The organism is Belnapia arida (assembly GCF_016773205.1).
GTDB lineage: Bacteria > Pseudomonadota > Alphaproteobacteria > Acetobacterales > Acetobacteraceae > Belnapia > Belnapia arida.
In genome coordinates this window covers 1-17,439 of sequence record NZ_JAETWB010000024.1, presented here as the reverse complement: position 1 = coordinate 17,439, position 17,439 = coordinate 1, and the positions used below count along the sequence as shown (strand labels likewise).

Genomic DNA, 17,439 nt, shown 5'->3' with positions numbered 1-17,439 from the left:
CCCATTTCCCCCCAGCCGCGCATCCGCTATGCCCGCGCCCATGACCGCCCCCCGCACCGCCGTCATCACCCGCAGCACGGCCGAGACCGCCATCACCGTCCGCCTCGCGCTGGACGGCACCGGCCAGGTCCGGGCCGAGACGGGCATCGGCTTCCTCGACCACATGCTGACCGCCCTCGGCCGGCATGCGCTGTTCGACCTCGAGGTGGAGGCCAAGGGCGACTTGCATATCGACTTCCACCACACGACCGAGGATGTCGGCATCGTCATCGGCCAGGCGCTCCGCCAGGCGCTCGGCGACAAGCGCGGCATCCGCCGCTACGGCCAGGCCCTGCTGCCGATGGACGAAGCCCTGGCCGAGGCCGCGGTGGACATCTCCGGCCGCCCCTTCCTCGCCTGGAGCGTGCCCTTCCCCCGCGACAAGATCGGGGAGATGGACACGGAATTGTTCGAGGAATTCTTCCGCGCCCTCGCCTTCAACGCCGGCATCACCCTGCATGTCACCTTGAAGGCCGGTACCAACGCGCACCATGTCGCAGAGGCCTGCTTCAAGGCGCTGGCCCGGTCGCTGCGGATGGCCGTCGAGACCGACCTGCGCTCGCCGGACGCCATCCCCTCCACCAAGGGAGTGCTGGAGGCCTGATGCGCATCTGGACTGTCCACCTTCCCCCGGAGGGTCCGGCTCCCAAAGGCCGGGCCGCGACGCCGGAGGCCCGGCTGCCCGCCCTGGTACCGGAACGCTTCGCCTGGCTCGCCTTCCTCTTCGGCTTGCCGTGGCTGCTGGCGTACCGCCTCTGGCTGGAATCGGTGGTCTACCTCGCCGCCATGGCTTTCCTCCTCGCCCTCGCCCCGGACTGGGCCCGAGCGCCGCTCGGCCTCGCCCTCCACCTGCTGCTCGGTTTCCAGGCGGAGGACCTGCGCCGCGCGGCGCTGGCCCGCCGCGGCTGGCGCGAGGCCGGCCCGGTCGCCGGAAGCGATGCCGACCTCGCCCTCCTCCGTGCGCTGGAGGCCAGGGCATGAAGGTCGCCGTCATCGACCCCGGCTCCGGCAATCTCGCCTCCGTGCTCCGCGCCCTCGACCGTGCCGCCGGGATGGCCGGCACGGTGGTGGAGGCCGCCATCACCCGCGACGCCGCGGAGGCCGCGGCGGCCGACCGCCTCATCCTTCCCGGCCAGGGCGCCTTCGCCGCCTGCATGCGGGGCCTCGAAGCCCTCCCCGGCATGGTGGAGGTGCTGGAGGACCGCGTCCGCGGCCAGGGCGTGCCCCTGCTCGGCATCTGCGTCGGCATGCAGATCCTGGTGGAGCGCGGCCTGGAGCATGGCGTGACCCCCGGCCTCGGCTGGATCGCCGGCGAAATGGCGCCGATGGCCCCCAGGGGTCCCGACGGCACGCCCCTTCCCCTGCCGCAGATGGGCTGGAACACCCTCGCCTTCACCCCCGGCGGGCACCCGCTGCTGGACGGCGTCCGCCCCGGCGAGCATGCCTATTTCGTCCATTCCTACGCCCTGCGCGGCGCCGAGCAGGACGAGGTCGCCGCCACCACGGAGTATGGCGGCCCGGTCGTCGCCATCGTCGCCCGCGGCAATGTCGCAGGCACGCAATTCCACGTGGAGAAGAGCGCGACCGTCGGCCTGCGCATCCTGGCCAACTTCCTCCGGTGGGAACCATGAGCGGGACCATCGCCGATTTGCGCGTGGACCGGGTCACCGAGCTCGACGACCACGACATCGCCGAACTCTGCGAGGCGACGGACGCCGCCATCATCGAGGGTGGCGGCTTCGGCTGGGTCGAGCCGCAGGGCCGTGCCGCGCTGGAGCGGCATTTCCGCGGCGTCCTCCTCGTGCCGGAGCGGGAGCTGTTCGTGGCGCGTCTCGACGGCATGGTGGTCGGCAGCGCCCAGCTCGTCCGCCCGCACCGCAACAACGAGGCCCAGGCCTTCGCCGCACAGCTCACCCACGCCTATATCGCGCCCTATGGCCGCGGCCACGGCCTGGCACGGCTGCTGATCCGGAAGGTCGAGGAACGCGCAGCGGCACTCGGCCACCGCGTTCTCAACCTCGACGTGCGGGAGACGCAGCTCACCGCCATCGCCCTGTTCCAGGCGCTCGGCTACGTGCTTTGGGGCAGCCACCCGGTCTATGCCAGGGTGCGTGGCCAGACGGTCGCTGGGCAATACTACTACAAGCTGCTGGAGCCCGGCCGCGGCCGCCGCACGGAACACATGGTGCCATAACCGATGGGCCTCACCCTCTATCCCGCCATCGACCTCAAGGCCGGCCAGGTGGTCCGCCTCAAACGCGGCGACATGCGCGAGGCGACGGTCTATTCCGCCGACCCGGCCGCCCAGGCCCGGGTCTTCGCCGCCGCCGGCTTCCGCTGGCTGCACGTGGTCGACCTTGACGGCGCCTTCGCCGGCCGCCCGGCCAATGCCGCGGCCGTGCAATCGATCCTCGCCGCCACCCCCGGCCTGCCGGTGCAGCTCGGCGGTGGCATCCGTAGCATGAACACGGTCGAGGCCTGGCTGGACCAGGGGGTGAAGCGCATCATCCTCGGCTCGGCGGCGCTGAAGGACCCGCATTTCGCCCTCGCCGCCTGCCGTGCCTGGCCCGGCCACATCGCCGTCGGCATCGACGCGCGCGGCGGCATGGTGGCGACCGAGGGCTGGGCCGACATCAGCACCATGCCGGCGCAGGAACTGGCGCTCCGCTTCGAGGATGCCGGGGCGGCGGCCATCATCTACACCGATATCGACCGTGACGGGATGCTCGGCGGCGTCAACCTCGAGGCGACGCTCGCCCTGGCGCGGGCCGTCCGCCTCCCCGTCATCGCCTCCGGCGGCGTTGCCTCGCTGAACGACCTCGCCTCCCTCACCGCCGTCGCGGCCGAGGGCATCGAGGGCGTCATCATCGGCCGCGCCCTCTATGACGGCCGCATCGACCCGGCCAAGGCCCTGGCGCTGGCGGAGGGTGGCCCGAGCAAGGGGTAGCCGCCGCCCGCTTGCCCCCGCCCGCCGGAGGCGCCAGTCTGCTCCCAAAGACCAACGGGAGTGACGGGCCATGGATCTGCGATTCACGCCGGAGGAGGTTGCCTTCCGCGAGGAGGTTCGCGCCTTCATCCGCGCCAATCTTCCCGCCGACATCCGCGAGCGCATGCGCCTCGGCCATAAGCCGACCAAGCAGGACACCATCACCTGGCAGCGCATCCTGAATGCCCGCGGCTGGGCCGCCTTCTCCTGGCCGACGGAATGGGGCGGGCCGGGCTGGACCGCCATCCAGCGCATGATCTTCCTCGAGGAGAACCTGCAGGCCCCGGCGCCGGAACTGCTCTCCTTCAACATCACCATGCTCGGCCCGGTGCTGGTCGAGTTCGGCACCGAGACGCAGAAGCGCCACTTCCTGCCCCGCGCCGCCAACCTCGACGACTGGTGGTGCCAGGGCTTCTCCGAGCCCGGTGCCGGCTCCGACCTCGCCAGCCTGCGCACGGCGGCGGTGCGCGACGGCGACCACTACGTCGTCAACGGCCAGAAGATCTGGACCTCGACCGCGCACAATGCCGACTGGTGCTTCTGCCTGGTCCGCACCGACCCCAAGGCCGCCAAGCGGCAGGAGGGCATCTCCTTCCTGCTGATCGACCTCCGCACGCCGGGGATCGAGGTGCGGCCGATCATCTCCATCGACGGCAGCCACCACCTGAACGAGGTCTTCTTCACCGATGTGCGGGTGCCGGCGGAGAACCTGGTCGGCGAGGAGAATAAGGGCTGGTCGGTGGCCAAGTACCTGTTGGGGAACGAGCGCACCGGCATCGCCCGGCTCGGCACCAGCAAGGCCGCGGTGCGCCGCGCCAAGGAGGTGGCGCGCGAGGTCCGCACCCGCGGCCGCCCGCTGATCGAGGACCGCGCCTTCCGCACCCGCGTGGCGCAGCTGGAGGTCGACATGAAGGCGCTGGAGATCACCCAGCTCCGCGTCGTCTCCGCCTTCGCCAAGTCGGGCGGCAAGACGCCCGACCCGCTCTCCTCCGTCCTGAAGGTGAAGGGGACGGAGCTGCTCCAGGCCAGCTCCGAGCTGGTGATGGATGTCGGCGGCCCGCTCGCCATGCCCGCCTGGCAGCAGGAGCTGGCGGCGCTGGCCAACGAACCCGCGCCCATCCCCGACTGGGCCCCGGCCATGGCGCCGGCCTATCTCATGCTGCGGGCCGCCTCGATCTATGGCGGCACCAACGAGATCCAGAAGAACATCCTCAACAAAGCCGTGCTGGGGCTCTGATGGACTTCGACCTCACCGAGGATCAGCGCCTGCTGACCGACAGCGTCGCCCGCCTGCTCGCCGACCAGTACGGCTTCGAGCAGCGCAAGTCCCTGCTGAAGGCGCCGCTGGGCTGGAGCGAGCGGCTCTGGTCGCAATACGCCGAGCTCGGCCTGCTCGGCCTGCCCATCCCGGAGGAATATGGCGGCTTCGGCGGCGGCCCGGTCGACGTCATGCTGCTGATGCAGGCCTTCGGCCGCCACCTGGTGCTGGAGCCCTATCTCGCCAGCATCGTGCTCGGCGGCACCGCGCTCCGCCTCGCCGGCAGCGCCGCCCAGCGCGACGAGCTGCTGCCGGCGCTGGCCGACGGCACGCTGAAGCTCGCCTTCGCCCATGGCGAGCGGCAATCCCGCTACGACCTGCCCGACGTGCTGACGACCGCGCGCCAGGACGGCGGAGGCTGGCGGCTCGACGGCGCGAAGAGCGTCGTCCTGCACGGCGATTGCGCCGACCGGCTGGTGGTCAGCGCCCGCACCGCCGGCAGCCGCGACGAGGCGGCAGGGATCTCCCTCTTCCTCGTCGATGCCGAGGCGTCCGGCCTCGCCCGGCGCGGCTACGCGCTGCGCGACGGCACCCGCGCCGCCGAGCTCTCGCTCACCGGCGTCCCGGCCGAGCTGCTGGGCGAGCGCGACGCCGCCCTCCCGGTGATCGAGCGCGTCATCGAGGCCGGCATCGCCGCCACCGCCGCCGAGACCATCGGCGCCATGGAGGCCATGCAGGCGATGACGCTCGACTACCTGAAGACCCGCCAGCAATTCGGCCGCCCGATCGGCGACAACCAGGCGCTCCAGCACCGTTCGGCGGAGATGATGATCGCGCTCGAGCAGGGCCGCTCCATGGCCATGCTCGCCGCCATGTCGGTCGATGCGCCGGATGCGGAGGAGCGCGCCCGCAGCATCGCCATGGCCAGGGTCGGCGTCGGCCAGGCCGGCCGCTTCGTCTCGCAGAACGCCGTCCAGCTCCATGGCGGCATTGGCATGACGGACGAATACGCCGTCGGCCACTTCTTCCGCCGCGTGATGGTGATCGAGCACCTCTTCGGCGACACCGCCCACCACCTCGACCGGCTGGCGGATCAGGTGGAGTGAGCGCCGCGCTCCTCACCCCGTCCCGCCAGGTCGCGGTGCGCGAGGACTGGCTCGCCCTCACCGGGGAGGCGATCCTCGACCCGAACCTGCCGATCATCGACCCGCACCACCACCTCTGGGACCATCCCGGCGAGCGCTACCTGCTGCCGGACCTGCTGCGCGACACGGCCAGCGGCCACCGGATCGAAGCGACGGTCTTCGTCCAGTGCGGCGCCATGTACCGCGCCGAGGGCCCGGAGGCGGAACGCCCCCTCGGCGAGACGGCGTTCGTCACCCGCGCCAGCGGCCGCCATGGCGGAACCCATGCCTGCGCCGGCATCATCGGCATGGTGGACCTGACGCTCGGCGACCGCGTCGCTCCCCTGCTGGAGGCGCACCGGGCGATCGCCGGCCCGCTCTTCCGCGGCATCCGCAACCGCACCGCCTGGCATCCCTCGCCCGAGATCCGCACCAACCTGGTGACGCCCCCGCCCGGCCCGCTCGAACACCCGGGCTTCGCCGCGGGGGCCCGTCAGGTCGCCCGCGCCGGCCTCACCCTCGATGTCTGGGCCTACCACACCCAGCTGCCGCTGGTGCTCGCCCTCGCCCGCGCCGTGCCGGAGCTTGCCATCATCCTCGACCATTGCGGCGGCCCGCTCGGCGTGGGCCCCTTCGCCGGCCGCCGCGCCGAGGTCTTCCCCGCCTGGCGCGAGCAGGTCCGGGCGCTGGCCGCGCTCCCCAACATGGCGGTGAAGCTGGGCGGCCTGGCGATGCAGGTGAACGGCTTCGACTTCCACCTCGCCGGGCGCCCGCCCGGCTCCGCCGCCCTGGCCGAGGCCTGGCGGCCCTATATCGAGACCTGCATCGAGGCCTTCGGCCCCGCACGCTGCATGTTCGAGAGCAATTTCCCGGTGGACAAGGGCATGTGCAGCTACCCCGTCCTCTGGAACGCTTTCAAGCGCCTCGCCTCGGGCGCGAGCGCCGAGGAGAAGGCGGCGCTGTTCCACGGCACCGCCGCGCGGACCTACGGGCTGCCATCCAGCTTCAGCACCTCGCCCGCCAGATAGAGGCTCCCGCACACCAGCACCCGCGCCGGCGGCCCCTCCCTCGGCAGGGCCCGGAGCGCGGCCTCCACCGTCGGCCCCGGCCGCGCCACGCCCCCGCTCGCGGCGACGATGCGCTCCACCGGCGTCGCCAGGTGCTGCCCCGGCTCCGCCACCGCCCAGAGGCTGTCGGCCAACGGCACCAGCGGCCGCAGGAAGTCCTCGACCACCTTCGTCCCCTTCATCCCGACGAGGAGATGCAGCGGCCGGTCGCCCCATTCCCTGGCCTGCCCGGCGATGGCCAGCCCACCCCCCGCATTGTGCCCGCCATCCAGCCAGAGCTCCCAGCCTTCCGGCAGCATGCCCGCCAGCCGCCCGCCGAGCCTCTGCATCCGCCCCGGCCACTCAGCCCCGGCGATGCCCGCCGCCAGCGCCGCTTCGCTCAGCCAGCCCGGCCCCCAGGCCCGGAGCGCCGCGACGGCGATCCCCGCGTTGTCCGCCTGATGCGCCCCGAGCAGCCCCGGCGGCGGCAGCTCCACCACCCCCGCCGCGTCCGCGTAGCGCAGCCCGCCCTCGCGCCGCCCGACGCTCCAGCCCCGCCCGCGCGCCAGCAGCGGCGCCCCCGCCTCCGCCGCGACGCGCTCCAGCACCCCGAGCGCCGCAGGCTCCTGCGCCCCCGTCACGCAGGGCACGCGCGGCTTGATGATCCCCGCCTTCTCGAAGGCGATCCGCTCCAGCCGGTCGCCGAGGAACTCCATGTGGTCCATGGAGATGGAGGTGATCGCCGCCACCGCCGGCGGCGGGATCACGTTGGTCGCGTCGAACCGCCCGCCGAGCCCCACCTCCAGCACCAGCAGGTCGGCCGGCACCCGGCTGAACAGCAGGAAGGCGACGGCGGTGATGACCTCGAAGACGGTGATCGCCGCCCCCGCATTCACCGCCTCGATCTCCTCCAGCGCCGCCCCGAGCGCCTCCTCCCCCACCAGCTCGCCCGCCAGCCGGATCCGCTCATGGAACCGCACCAGATGCGGCGAGGTGAAGACATGCACCCGCTGCCCCGCCGCCTCGCCGATGGCGCGCAGGAAGGCGCAGGTCGAGCCCTTGCCGTTCGTCCCGGCGACATGCACCACCGGCGGCAGGTGCCGCTCCGGATGCCCAAGCTTCCGGAGCAGCCCTTCCAGCCGCCCGAGGCTCAGGTCGATCGCCACCGGATGCAGCGCATGCAGCCGCTCCAGGATGGCCTCGCTCCGGCTCATGCCCCTTGGCTCACGCGGGAACTGCCGGCCCTTCCGGCGCCGGCAGCGCCAATGCCTCGACCTCACCCGTTGCGCCGACGGGCGCCGCCACCTGCTCCGGCAGCCGCAGCAGGCCGATCAGCCGCGCCAGCGTCGCCCGCATCTCGCCCCGCGGCACCACCATGTCGAGGATGCCGTGCTGCAGCAGGTACTCCGCCCGCTGGAACCCCTCCGGCAGCTTCTCCCTGACGGTCTGCTCGATCACCCGCGCCCCGGCGAAGCCGATCATCGCGCCCGGCTCGGCGATCTGGATGTCGCCCAGCATGGCGAAGCTGGCGGTGACGCCACCCGTCGTCGGGTCGCAGAGCACGACGATGAAGGGCAGCCCCGCCTCCTTCACCATGCGCGTGGCGATGACGGTGCGCGGCATCTGCATCAGGCTGATCGCGCCCTCCTGCATCCGTGCGCCCCCCGAGGCGGTGAAGACGATCAGCGGCGCATCCTGCAGCACCGCCAGCCGCGCCGCCGTCACCAGCGCCTCGCCCACGCCGGCGCCCATCGACCCGCCGAGGAAGCTGAACTCGAAGGCCGCGGCGACGACGCGGTTGCCCTCGATCGCCCCATGCGCGACGACGACGGCATCCTCCTGCCCCACCTTCACCTGCGCCTCGCGCAGCCGCTCGACATAGCGCCGCTGGTCGCGGAACCGCAGCGGGTCCTGCGGCGCCTTCGGCAGCTCGATCCGCGCCCAGCCGGCATCCAGCGTGTAGTCCATCCGCGTCCGCGCGCCGACACGCAGGTGGTGCCCGCAATGGGTGCAGACATGCAGGTTCCGCTCGAGGTCGCGGTGGAAGATCATCTGCTCGCAGGCCGGGCACTTGTGCCAGAGGTTGTCCGGCACCTCCCGCGGCGCGCCGAACAGCGTCTTGATCTTGGGCAGCGCCCACTCGCTGATCCAGTTCATCGGCCGCGCACGGCTCCCGCCAGCGCCCGCACCTGCTCCAGCACCAGCCCCACCGTCTCCGGCCTGGCCCGACCCTCCTCGTCGAGCGAGGCCGCCAGCGTGTCCACCAGCGCCGTCCCGACCACCGCCCCATCCGCCAGCCGCGCCGCCTCCCCCGCCTGCTGCGGCGTGCGGATGCCGAAGCCGATGGCGATGGGCAGATCCGTGTGCTTGCGGATGCGCGGGACCGCCTCCTCCAGCGAGGCCGCCGTCGCGCTCCGCGTCCCGGTGATGCCGGTGATCGAGACGTAGTAGACGAAGCCGCTCGTCGCCGCGAGCACGCGGGGCAGCCGCGCATCGTCGGTGGTCGGCGCCACCAGCCGGATCAGGTCGAGCCCGGCCGCCCGCGCCTGCGGCTCGATCTCCCCCGCCTCCTCGGGCGGCACGTCCACGACGATCAGCCCGTCGACGCCCGCCGCCGCCGCATCCGTGCAGAACCGGTCGACGCCATAGGCGAGGATCGGGTTGTAGTAGCCCATGAGGATCACCGGCGTCGTCCCGTCGCCCGCGCGGAATGCCCGCACCAGCTCCAGCACGCCCGGCAGGGTCGCCCCCACCTTCAGCGCCCGCTGCGCCGCCCGCTGGATCGAGGGGCCATCCGCCATCGGGTCGGTGAAGGGCACGCCCACTTCCAGCAGGTCCGCCCCCGCCTCCGGCAACCCGCGCAGCAGCGCCAGCGAGGTCTCCCGGTCCGGGTCGAAGCCCTGGAGATAGGTGACGAGCGCCCCGCGCCCCTCGGCCTTCAGCGCGGCGAATTTGGCAGCGATCCGGCTCACATCTCGACTCCCAGATGCTTCGCCACGGTGAAGATGTCCTTGTCCCCCCGCCCGCAGAGATTCATCAGCACGATCTCGTCCCGCGGGAGCTGCGGGGCCATGCGGATCACATGCGCCAGCGCATGCGCCGGCTCCAGCGCCGGGATGATGCCCTCGAGCTTCGAGCAGAGCTGGAAGGCGGCCAGCGCCTCGTCGTCCGTCGCGCTCACATACTGCACGCGGCCGAGCTCATGCAGCCAGGAATGCTCCGGCCCGACGCCGGGATAGTCGAGCCCCGCGCTGATGGAGTGCGCCTCGGTGATCTGCCCATGCGCATCCTGCAACAGGTAGGTGCGGTTGCCATGCAGCACGCCCGGCCGCCCCTTGGTCAGCGAGGCGGCATGCTGCTCCGTCTCCACGCCATGCCCCGCCGCCTCCACGCCATACATGCGGACGTCGGCATCATCGAGGAAGGGATAGAACAGCCCCATCGCATTGGAACCGCCGCCGATCGCGGCCACCAGCGAATCCGGCAGCCGCCCCTCGGCCGCCATCATCTGCTGCTTCGCTTCCTCGCCGATGACGCTCTGGAAGTCCCGCACCATCACCGGATAGGGATGCGGGCCCGCGACGGTGCCGATGCAGTAATAGGTGTCCTCGACATTGGCGACCCAGTAGCGCAGCGCCTCGTTCATCGCATCCTTCAGCGTCGCCGCGCCGGAGGTCACCGGCATCACCTCGGCGCCGAGCAGCTTCATGCGGAAAACGTTGGGCTGCTGCCGCTCCACATCCGTCGCGCCCATGAAGACCGTGCAGGGCAGGTCGAACAGCGCGCAGACGGTGGCCGTCGCCACGCCATGCTGCCCCGCCCCCGTCTCGGCGATGATGCGCGTCTTGCCCATGCGCTTCGCCAGCAGGATCTGCCCGAGCACGGCGTTGATCTTGTGCGCGCCGGTATGGTTCAGCTCGTCGCGCTTGAAGTAGACCTTCGCCCCAAGATCCTCCCTCGCGCTGTTCGCACGAAGATGGGCCGTGAGCCGCTCGGCGAACCAGAGCGGGCTCGGCCGTCCGACATAATGCGTCAGCAGCCGCCGCCATTCGGCATCGAAGGAGGGATCGCGCTTCGCCGCCTCATAGGCCTGCTCGACCTCGAGGATCAGCGGCATCAGCGTCTCGGCGACGAAGCGCCCGCCGAATTGGCCGAAGCGGCCCTGGCTGTCCGGGCCCTGGCGATAGGAATTGGGCAGCGGCTTGTTCACAGGTTTTCCCCTTTTCTGGCCGCCCTCATAGAGCAGCGCGTCGAAGCGGGAAAGTCAGCCCGCTCAGGGCGGCGGCAGGCTCCGGTCCGCCCGGCACCGCGCCAGCGGCAGGGTCTGGGCCGCCAGCAGCCGGAGGATGCGCCGCCCCTGCGCGTCCGTCTCCACCGTCAGGCAGGCACAGCCATGCCCGTAGGAGACGCCATTGGTGACGACCCAGCCGGCGCCGGTCATGTCAGGCATCGCCTCCATGCCCTCGGCCTCATGGCCTCCCTGGGAGGAAAGCAGCCAGGTCCCGTCGCGGTCGAGCAACGACCAGTTCCCCGGGGTCGGGTTCCCGAGCCAGCCGCAGCGGCGCTCGGCCGACAGCGCACAGGGTACGCCAGGCAACAGGAACCACAGGCCCAGGGCGATGACCTTCGGCGTCACGGGCTCTCCTCCGCCGTGGAAGCCCGCCGATTTAGCCCGATCGCGGCCGCCGCCGCTAGCGACGCGAGAAAGGGCCGCCCACCAGCAATCCAGCCCGGTCCGGCGCCGCCCCGTTCCGCCGCCGCGGGGCCTCGCCCGATGGATTCGTCGCCCGTCCGGTCGTGCTGGAGAGCACATCGGCCAGGCTGGCGATCAGGTCCTCGGCGGCAAAGGGCTTGCCGAGCCGGACGGTGGGGCCCCCAAGCCCCCGCAGGTTGGCCTCCGGCGCCTCCGGGTGGAAACCGGTCACCACCACCACCGGCAGGAAGGGGCGGTTCCGGCGGAGGCTGCGGATCACCGCCCTGCCGTCCAACTGGCCCAGCAGATGGATGTCCGCGATGACCGCCGACAGCTCGCCGATCGACTGCGCCATGACGAGCGCTTCCTCGCCATTCCCGGCCAGGAAGACCTGATAGCCGGCCTCCTGCAGAATGGTGTCGATCAGCAGGCCGATGAGGGCCTGGTCCTCCACGACGAGGATCCTGGGTCCCCCAGATTCCGGCTTGGGCTGGGTCGTGTCGCCGAGGGGTAGTTCGGCTGGCATGGACTTGGTGCCTTGGGTTACGCCACCGACGGGCCGGAGCGTTGAGGGACACAACCATACACAACTTTCAACCAAAAATGTATATAACGTTTCATTGATTATCATCTGTCAGATGAGGCAACCGAGCGGCGATCCGAAACCTTGCCATCGGCCTTGCGGCCGGCAATCCCGCTCGATGGACCCGTCATGCCCATCTCAGGCACCGGCAGCCCTAGCCTTCCGATGCGCTTCCGCGCGGCCTCCTCGCCGCTCCCACGAATTCCCTGATCCGTCCCGGATCCTTCACCCCGCGCGCCCGCTCGACGCCGGAGGACACATCCACTCCCGCCGCCCCGCTCTGGCGAATCGCCTCCGCCACCGTCTCCGGCGTCAGCCCCCCGGCCAGCAGCCAGGGCCGTGGGATCACCCGCCCCGCCGTCAGCCCCCAGTCGAAGGCCGCCGCGTTCCCCCCCGGCAGGCTCGCCCCCGCCGGCGGCTTGGCATCGAGCAGGAAGCGGTCCACCACCGGCGCATAGGCCTCGAGCGCGGCGAAATCCGCCTCGCCGCCGATGCCCACCGCCTTCATCACCGGCACCCCGAACCGTGCCCGGATCGCCGCGCACCGCGCCGGCGCCTCCGCCCCATGCAGCTGGATCAGCCCGAGCGGCACCACGGCCAGCACCGCCTCGATCGCCTCGTCCGTCGGATCGACGAAGAGCCCGACGCGCACCGGCCCGCCCTCGATCCGGGCGGAGAGCACCGCCGCCTCCTCCGGCGTTACCGCCCGCGGCGAGGGCGGATAGAAGACGAAGCCGACCATCGCCGCCCCCGCCGCCGCCGCCGCATCGAAGCCCGCCGCATCGCGGACCCCGCAGATCTTCACCTCGGTCACGCCAGCGCCCCGCCGATCGCCGCGAGCGCCGCCACCGGGTCGGCCGCCCCGGTGATCGGCCGCCCGACCACGATCCAGTCCGCCCCGGCCGCCACGGCCTCCTCCGGCGTCGCCGTCCTGACTTGGTCGCCCACGGCGCTGCCGGCCGGCCGCACCCCCGGCACCACCAGCAAGGGCGCCTCGCCGAAGGCATCGCGGATCGGCCCCACCTCGCGCGGCGAGCAGACCAGCCCATCCGCCCCGGCACCGAGCGCCAGCCGCGCCAGCCGCAGCACCTGCTGCACCGGCCCGCCCGCAATGCCCGTCTCGGCCAGCGCCCCGGCATCGAGGCTGGTCAGCACGGTGACGGCCAGCAGGATCGGCCGCGCCTCCCCCGCCGCCTCGGCCGCCTCGCGCGCCGCACCCATCATCGCCGCCCCGCCCGCGCCGTGCAGCGTCAGCATCGCCGGCCTGAGCGGCAGCAGCGACCGCACCGCCCCGGCGACGGTATTCGGGATGTCATGCAGCTTGAGGTCGAGGAAGACCGGAGCCACCGGCGCCACCCGCCGCACCGCCTCCGGCCCGCAGGCCGTGAACAGCTCAAGCCCCAGCTTCACCGCCCCGCAGCCCGGCGCCAGCGTCCGCGCCAGCGCCTCGGCCCGCCCCGGATCGGCGGTGTCGATCGCCGGGATGACCCGCCCGGCCCCGCCCCGGGGACGCGCCAGCACCTCAGGCCGCCGGCCGCTGCAGCCGTGCGAGGCTGGTCCCCGCTGGCTGCGGCACCGGCCCGACCTGCCGCGCCGCCGCGGCGCGATGCTCGTTGAGCTCCGCCTCCAGCACCTGCGCCGCCCGCTCCGCCCGCCGCGCCCGCGCCCGCGCCGGCAGTCCCGCCACCCAGGCCACCAGCGCGCCGAACAGGAAGAACACGGCCGCGAAGACCAGCATCGCGGTCGAGAGCGGCACCGCCCAGGCCAGGTCGAAGGGCCAGAGATGCAGCAGCACCTCCTCCCGGTTCGACAGGCCGAAGAGCACGAGCACCACCAGCACGGGCAGCAGCAGGATCAGTTGCAGCATCAAAAGGTGTCCTTCACGAACTGGCCGCGGCGCGGGCCGGACGCGGCGCGGCCGGGGCGGGCCCGTCATTCACCCGCTCGCGCAGCTCCTTGCCCGGCTTGAAATAGGGAACGGCCTTGCCCTCCACCGGAACCGCCGCCCCGGTGCGCGGGTTGCGCCCCGTCCGCGGATCCCGCTTCTTGGCCGAGAAGGCGCCGAAGCCGCGCAGCTCCACCCGGTCGCCCCGGGTCAGCGCGTCGGTGATCTCCTCGAAGATGGTTGCCACGATCAGCTCGATATCGGGCTGCCGCAGATGCGGGTTCTCCGCCGCCAGATGCGCGATCAGCTCGCTCTTCGTCATCGCTGCCCCATCCTGCCCCTCATCGCGGAAGCTGCCAGAGCAGGCCGGCCCCGTCAACGCCAAGCCATTCTGAAACCACGCTTTTCGCGAAGCCACCGAAGGCCGCCCCGGCCAGCCGCTCGGCCATGCTCCGCGTCTCGATGTCCCGCACCGGGAGATCGGCCGGCACGCCCCGCTCGGCCGCCAGCCAGGCCCTGGCCTCCGCCTCGCCGCCGATCGCATCGACCAACCCCGCCTCCAGCGCCTGCCGCCCGGTGAAGACCCGCCCGTCCGCCAGCCCCCGCACCTGCTCGACCGGCATGCGCCGCCCTGCCGCCACCTTCTCGACGAACTGCGCATACATGTCGCCGACGACACCCTGCAACGCGGCCCGCCCGTCCGGCGACAGGGGGTGGAACGGATTCGGCTGGTCCTTCAGCGGTCCCGAGACCAGCGCCTCCCCCCTCACCCCCAGCCGCGCCAGCAGCTCCGAGGTGTCGAAGGTCTGCAGGATCACCCCGATGGAGCCCGTCAGCGTCGATTCCCGCGCGAAGATCCGCTCCGCCGCCACCGCCGTCATGTAGCCCGCCGAGGCCGCCGTCCCGCGCATCACCGCGACCACGGGCTTCGCCGCCCGCAGCCGGCTGAGCGCCGCATGCAGCGCCTCGCCCCCGCCCACCGTCCCGCCGGGGCTGTCGATGGCGACGATCACCGCCCGCACCCCCGCATCCTTGGCGAGCTTGTCGAGCGCCTCTTGCAGCTTCCGGTCGTCGCCGATGAAGCCGGAGACGGTCAGCCGCTCGACGCGTCCCGCCCCGAGCCCCGGCAGATCGCCCGCGCGCCCCAGCCAGGCCAGCGCCGCCCCCAGCACCAGCAGCAGGGCGAAGCCCCGCCACAGCGCCAGGCGCCGCTTCAGCCGCCTCCTGTCGATCAGCAGATCGGCGTCCAGTGCCATGACCTTCCCGCTCCCGTCGCCGCTCATCTGGCCCCAGCCGGCCTTCCGGTCCAGCCCCCGCCCCTCTAGGCTTCCCCTCCCCACCACCGGAGCCCCGCGATGAGCAGCATCGGCATCCTCGAACAGCGCCGCATCGAAGCCGCCTTCGCCAAGGGCATCTACGAGGAGATGGCCGCCGAGCTCGGCCCCGAGCAGGCCCGCGCCATCCTTTCCCGCGCCGTCGTCAAGCTGGCGAAGCAGACCGCCGCCGAGATGGCCGCCGAAGCGCCCGAAGGCCCGAGCCTCGACCACTTCATCGCCATCCAGGAGCGCTGGACCCGCGGCGACGCGCTCCGCATCGAGGTCACCGACCGTACCGAGACCAGCTACGGCTTCAACGTCACCCGCTGCAGATACTCGGAGATGTACCGCGCCAAGGGCCTCGCCGAGCTCGGCGCCGTCCTCTCCTGCAACCGCGACGGCGCCTTCTGCGAGGGCTACGACCCGAAGCTCAGGCTGACCCGCACCCAGACGCTGATGGACGGCGCCACCCATTGCGACTTCCGCTACCAGGTCGAGCCGTGATGCACCCCCTCATCAAGCCCCTGCTGGCGGAAGACTGGCCCGCCATCGACCCCGAGCTTCCCCACCTGCTGGAGCTGCTCTTCTCCCGCGCCGCCGGCGAGGACTGGCACAAGGCCGGCACCTTCAAGGACCACCTGCTCGGCCTCTACCGCACGCTGGCCCTTTGGGACATGCCGCGCGAGATCCGCCTGCTCGGCCTCTTCCACAGCGTCTATTCCAACGAATACGTCGACCTGCAGCTCTTCGCCGACCGCGCCCCGCTCCGCCAGGCGCTGGGCGAGGAGGCGGAGCGCCTGGTGCATCTCTTCTGCACCATGCCCCGCACCCTCTTCACCCGCCGCCTGCTGGAGGAGGGCGACCTCCCCGAGGAAGGCATGGTCCTCGAACGCGAGGGCGCCCCCGCCATCCTGCTCAGCAGCAAGGATGTCGCGGTCTTCGCCATCGCCACCATCGCCGACATCGCCGAGCAGTGGCATTCCTGGCAGGACGAGCTCTTTCCCGGCTTCCCCGGCCCATCCAAGCCCCGCCGCGTGCAGGACCACTGGGCCGCCGCCCTCTGGCCGGGCCCGTTGAAGCCGACCGCCTCGGCCCTCAGCACCCTCTCCCGCCTCGCCCTGCCGCTGTCGGAGATGCCGCCCGAATGGGGCATCCCCACGCCCCCGGTCTTCGCCCGCTGCACGGCGCGGCTCGACCCCGCAGACGAGCTCGCCGCCGTCACGCTCTACTGGCAGGCCGTGACGCGGGCCCTGCCCGTCGCCAGCCCCGATCCCACCCGCCGCGCGCTCGAAGCCGCCGCGATCCACAATCCCTATGTCGCCGAACCGCGCCTGCTCCTCGCCCAGCTCGCCCTGGCCGCCGGCGATTGGAACGCCGCCGCCCTCCACGCCGGCGCCGGCCTCGCCCTGCTGTCGGATTGGGGCGTCGCCTGGGACAAGCGCATCGCCTGGTCCGGCTGGGTCGCCTGGGCCCGCATCCTCCTGCAATCCGCCGAGGCCCGCCGCTGGCCGGAGATGCTGCCCGGCCTCAACGGCCTTGGGCTGGTGGAGGGGTAGCGCCCTTCCTCAGGCCGCCCCGCGCGGCGGGAAGGCGGGCAGGGTGAGGAAAGCCTGCCGGTGCTCGGCGGGCGCCTCCATCAGGCGGGCCATCGCCGTCCTCGCCTGGAGCAGCGCCAGCAAGGCATCCGAGGTCCGGAACCGCGGCCGCGGATCGTAATTCGCGGCATGTCGCTTCCCCTGCAGCTCGACGACCGCATAGCCGCGATCGCGGATGCGTGTGTCGAAACTGCCCGTGGGGATATGGTCCGGAACTGCCCGCCGGGGCGCCGCCTTCGACGCCTCGCCGCAAAGCTCCCGCAGGCTGCGATGACCGACGCTGCGACAGGCCAGCGCGTAGCGGGGCGTATTGCGCAAGGTCTTGCCGATCAGCTCATCGGCCATGGCGATCAGGCATCCATGGAACACGCCGTAATAGGCCGTCGAGATCGCCCGCCGCAGGTCGACCTGCCGCGGCGGCCCATGCGGCGACGGCTCCACAGGCGTTCCACCTGGTCGAACAGGTGCTCAGGGATTCAGGATCGGCAATCTCGCGCTCCAACCCGCCTTCCTTGGCGGAATTGAGGATGGGAAAGCGCTCATCGCCCGTGGATTGCAGTTCGTCCGCGATCCGCCGCAGCATGCCGAGAACCTGATCGCCGCTGATGCGCGAGACGTCGCCGCCCAGCACGATCGTCACGTCGAGCGCTTCGCGTCCCTCGGCATCCGCCGCGCCATGCAGGCTCGCGACGGCGGCGGTGCGGACGATCTCGTTGACCGTGGCGATGTCGAGCCTTGCGGCAGGCTAGCAGGACGCTCCGGCCCGACCACAAGGGTTAGTCGTTGCTGTTTGCTACTGTTCATATTATGTTCCGACCCCCCCCCGTCGCGGAGCCCACCCCATGCGCCGCAAGCCCCGCCGCCCCGACCCCATCCCCGCCGGCCTCGTCCCGCCCGACTTCCTGACCCGGCAC

Annotated in this window: 23 protein-coding genes; 10 read left to right on the top strand and 13 right to left on the bottom strand. The window is 72.1% G+C overall.

Going from position 1 to position 17,439, the window contains the following annotated elements:
• The first annotated feature begins 40 nt into the window (after nt 1–40).
• The 8 genes from hisB (at nt 41) to JMJ56_RS25035 (ending at nt 6,435) form a co-directional block, all read left to right on the top strand.
• A complete protein-coding gene (gene hisB, locus JMJ56_RS25065) occupies nt 41–643 on the top strand; it encodes an imidazoleglycerol-phosphate dehydratase HisB (RefSeq protein WP_202834491.1) in 603 nt (200 codons plus the stop codon).
• A complete protein-coding gene (locus JMJ56_RS25060) occupies nt 643–1,020 on the top strand; it encodes a DUF2628 domain-containing protein (protein WP_202834490.1) in 378 nt (125 codons plus the stop codon). Before hisB ends, JMJ56_RS25060 begins: the two co-directional genes overlap by 1 nt.
• Nucleotides 1,017–1,670 (top strand): imidazole glycerol phosphate synthase subunit HisH, encoded by a 654-nt coding sequence (hisH, locus tag JMJ56_RS25055; RefSeq protein ID WP_202834489.1) that lies wholly within the window; start codon nt 1,017–1,019, stop codon nt 1,668–1,670. The genes JMJ56_RS25060 and hisH overlap by 4 nt, the downstream gene beginning before the upstream one ends.
• The gene (locus tag JMJ56_RS34155; protein ID WP_236038460.1) at nt 1,667–2,233 is read left to right on the top strand and encodes a GNAT family N-acetyltransferase; all 567 of its coding nucleotides are present in this window, start codon (nt 1,667–1,669) and stop codon (nt 2,231–2,233) included. Before hisH ends, JMJ56_RS34155 begins: the two co-directional genes overlap by 4 nt.
• 3 nt (nt 2,234–2,236) lie before the next feature.
• Complete coding sequence (hisA, locus tag JMJ56_RS34150) at nt 2,237–2,986, top strand: 1-(5-phosphoribosyl)-5-[(5-phosphoribosylamino)methylideneamino]imidazole-4-carboxamide isomerase (protein ID WP_236038459.1); 750 nt, start codon at nt 2,237–2,239, stop codon at nt 2,984–2,986.
• Nucleotides 2,987–3,056: 70 nt separating this feature from the next.
• On the top strand, nt 3,057–4,262 hold the full coding sequence (locus JMJ56_RS25045) for an acyl-CoA dehydrogenase family protein (protein ID WP_202834488.1): 1,206 nt from the start codon (nt 3,057–3,059) through the stop codon (nt 4,260–4,262).
• Nucleotides 4,262–5,389 (top strand): acyl-CoA dehydrogenase family protein, encoded by a 1,128-nt coding sequence (locus JMJ56_RS25040; RefSeq protein ID WP_202834487.1) that lies wholly within the window; start codon nt 4,262–4,264, stop codon nt 5,387–5,389. The genes JMJ56_RS25045 and JMJ56_RS25040 overlap by 1 nt, the downstream gene beginning before the upstream one ends.
• Nucleotides 5,386–6,435 (top strand): amidohydrolase family protein, encoded by a 1,050-nt coding sequence (locus JMJ56_RS25035; RefSeq protein WP_328702468.1) that lies wholly within the window; start codon nt 5,386–5,388, stop codon nt 6,433–6,435. The genes JMJ56_RS25040 and JMJ56_RS25035 overlap by 4 nt, the downstream gene beginning before the upstream one ends.
• Here JMJ56_RS25035 and JMJ56_RS25030 read toward each other — a convergent pair.
• The 11 genes from JMJ56_RS25030 to sppA form a co-directional block, all read right to left on the bottom strand.
• A complete protein-coding gene (locus tag JMJ56_RS25030) occupies nt 6,393–7,667 on the bottom strand; it encodes a bifunctional folylpolyglutamate synthase/dihydrofolate synthase (RefSeq protein WP_202834486.1) in 1,275 nt (424 codons plus the stop codon). The genes JMJ56_RS25035 and JMJ56_RS25030 overlap by 43 nt on opposite strands.
• Before the next feature lie 10 nt (nt 7,668–7,677).
• Nucleotides 7,678–8,610, bottom strand: coding sequence for an acetyl-CoA carboxylase, carboxyltransferase subunit beta (gene accD / locus JMJ56_RS25025; protein ID WP_202834485.1), 933 nt, complete (start codon nt 8,608–8,610; stop codon nt 7,678–7,680).
• Nucleotides 8,607–9,425: a tryptophan synthase subunit alpha gene (gene trpA / locus JMJ56_RS25020; protein WP_202834484.1), complete on the bottom strand. Its 819-nt coding sequence runs from the start codon at nt 9,423–9,425 to the stop codon at nt 8,607–8,609. Before trpA ends, accD begins: the two co-directional genes overlap by 4 nt.
• Nucleotides 9,422–10,663 (bottom strand): tryptophan synthase subunit beta, encoded by a 1,242-nt coding sequence (gene trpB / locus JMJ56_RS25015; RefSeq protein ID WP_202834483.1) that lies wholly within the window; start codon nt 10,661–10,663, stop codon nt 9,422–9,424. Before trpB ends, trpA begins: the two co-directional genes overlap by 4 nt.
• 63 nt (nt 10,664–10,726) lie before the next feature.
• Nucleotides 10,727–11,089, bottom strand: a complete 363-nt coding sequence (locus tag JMJ56_RS25010) for a DUF4087 domain-containing protein (protein WP_202834482.1) — start codon at nt 11,087–11,089, stop codon at nt 10,727–10,729.
• Between the two features lie 55 nt (nt 11,090–11,144).
• Complete coding sequence (locus tag JMJ56_RS25005) at nt 11,145–11,600, bottom strand: response regulator (RefSeq protein ID WP_202834481.1); 456 nt, start codon at nt 11,598–11,600, stop codon at nt 11,145–11,147.
• Between the two features lie 283 nt (nt 11,601–11,883).
• Nucleotides 11,884–12,543, bottom strand: a complete 660-nt coding sequence (locus tag JMJ56_RS25000; RefSeq protein ID WP_202834480.1) for a phosphoribosylanthranilate isomerase — start codon at nt 12,541–12,543, stop codon at nt 11,884–11,886.
• Nucleotides 12,540–13,247, bottom strand: coding sequence for an orotidine-5'-phosphate decarboxylase (gene pyrF / locus JMJ56_RS24995; protein WP_202834531.1), 708 nt, complete (start codon nt 13,245–13,247; stop codon nt 12,540–12,542). The genes JMJ56_RS25000 and pyrF overlap by 4 nt, the downstream gene beginning before the upstream one ends.
• A 4-nt stretch (nt 13,248–13,251) precedes the next feature.
• Nucleotides 13,252–13,596 (bottom strand): lipopolysaccharide assembly protein LapA domain-containing protein, encoded by a 345-nt coding sequence (locus tag JMJ56_RS34965; protein WP_202834479.1) that lies wholly within the window; start codon nt 13,594–13,596, stop codon nt 13,252–13,254.
• Between the two features lie 13 nt (nt 13,597–13,609).
• Nucleotides 13,610–13,936: an integration host factor subunit beta gene (gene ihfB, locus JMJ56_RS24985; RefSeq protein WP_043359171.1), complete on the bottom strand. Its 327-nt coding sequence runs from the start codon at nt 13,934–13,936 to the stop codon at nt 13,610–13,612.
• Between the two features lie 19 nt (nt 13,937–13,955).
• Nucleotides 13,956–14,870: a signal peptide peptidase SppA gene (gene sppA / locus JMJ56_RS24980; RefSeq protein WP_202834478.1), complete on the bottom strand. Its 915-nt coding sequence runs from the start codon at nt 14,868–14,870 to the stop codon at nt 13,956–13,958.
• Nucleotides 14,871–14,969: 99 nt separating this feature from the next.
• Between sppA and JMJ56_RS24975 the strand changes: the two genes are divergently transcribed.
• Both JMJ56_RS24975 and JMJ56_RS34140 read left to right on the top strand, forming a co-directional pair.
• Nucleotides 14,970–15,434: an L-2-amino-thiazoline-4-carboxylic acid hydrolase gene (locus tag JMJ56_RS24975; protein WP_202834477.1), complete on the top strand. Its 465-nt coding sequence runs from the start codon at nt 14,970–14,972 to the stop codon at nt 15,432–15,434.
• The gene (locus JMJ56_RS34140; protein WP_236038457.1) at nt 15,434–16,486 is read left to right on the top strand and encodes a DUF6817 domain-containing protein; all 1,053 of its coding nucleotides are present in this window, start codon (nt 15,434–15,436) and stop codon (nt 16,484–16,486) included. Before JMJ56_RS24975 ends, JMJ56_RS34140 begins: the two co-directional genes overlap by 1 nt.
• 9 nt (nt 16,487–16,495) lie before the next feature.
• Here JMJ56_RS34140 and JMJ56_RS24965 read toward each other — a convergent pair whose 3' ends face one another.
• Nucleotides 16,496–16,870: a hypothetical protein gene (locus JMJ56_RS24965; protein ID WP_202834476.1), complete on the bottom strand. Its 375-nt coding sequence runs from the start codon at nt 16,868–16,870 to the stop codon at nt 16,496–16,498.
• Complete coding sequence (locus JMJ56_RS24960) at nt 16,860–17,165, bottom strand: hypothetical protein (RefSeq protein WP_202834475.1); 306 nt, start codon at nt 17,163–17,165, stop codon at nt 16,860–16,862. Before JMJ56_RS24960 ends, JMJ56_RS24965 begins: the two co-directional genes overlap by 11 nt.
• Nucleotides 17,166–17,439 lie beyond the last annotated feature (274 nt).

Excerpts from the sequence above, each read along its gene's own strand:
- hisB (WP_202834491.1), top strand. The coding sequence starts at position 41 with ATGACCGCCCCCCGCACCGCCGTCATCACCCGCAGCACGGCCGAGACC.
- JMJ56_RS25060 (WP_202834490.1), top strand. The coding sequence starts at position 643 with ATGCGCATCTGGACTGTCCACCTTCCCCCGGAGGGTCCGGCTCCCAAA.
- hisH (WP_202834489.1), top strand. The coding sequence starts at position 1,017 with ATGAAGGTCGCCGTCATCGACCCCGGCTCCGGCAATCTCGCCTCCGTG.
- JMJ56_RS34155 (WP_236038460.1), top strand. The coding sequence starts at position 1,667 with ATGAGCGGGACCATCGCCGATTTGCGCGTGGACCGGGTCACCGAGCTC.
- hisA (WP_236038459.1), top strand. The coding sequence starts at position 2,237 with ATGGGCCTCACCCTCTATCCCGCCATCGACCTCAAGGCCGGCCAGGTG.
- JMJ56_RS25045 (WP_202834488.1), top strand. The coding sequence starts at position 3,057 with ATGGATCTGCGATTCACGCCGGAGGAGGTTGCCTTCCGCGAGGAGGTT.
- JMJ56_RS25040 (WP_202834487.1), top strand. The coding sequence starts at position 4,262 with ATGGACTTCGACCTCACCGAGGATCAGCGCCTGCTGACCGACAGCGTC.
- JMJ56_RS25030 (WP_202834486.1), bottom strand. The coding sequence starts at position 7,667 with ATGAGCCGGAGCGAGGCCATCCTGGAGCGGCTGCATGCGCTGCATCCG.
- accD (WP_202834485.1), bottom strand. The coding sequence starts at position 8,610 with ATGAACTGGATCAGCGAGTGGGCGCTGCCCAAGATCAAGACGCTGTTC.
- JMJ56_RS34965 (WP_202834479.1), bottom strand. The coding sequence starts at position 13,596 with ATGCTGCAACTGATCCTGCTGCTGCCCGTGCTGGTGGTGCTCGTGCTC.
- ihfB (WP_043359171.1), bottom strand. The coding sequence starts at position 13,936 with ATGACGAAGAGCGAGCTGATCGCGCATCTGGCGGCGGAGAACCCGCAT.
- sppA (WP_202834478.1), bottom strand. The coding sequence starts at position 14,870 with ATGGCACTGGACGCCGATCTGCTGATCGACAGGAGGCGGCTGAAGCGG.
- JMJ56_RS24975 (WP_202834477.1), top strand. The coding sequence starts at position 14,970 with ATGAGCAGCATCGGCATCCTCGAACAGCGCCGCATCGAAGCCGCCTTC.
- JMJ56_RS34140 (WP_236038457.1), top strand. The coding sequence starts at position 15,434 with ATGCACCCCCTCATCAAGCCCCTGCTGGCGGAAGACTGGCCCGCCATC.
- JMJ56_RS24965 (WP_202834476.1), bottom strand. The coding sequence starts at position 16,870 with ATGGCCGATGAGCTGATCGGCAAGACCTTGCGCAATACGCCCCGCTAC.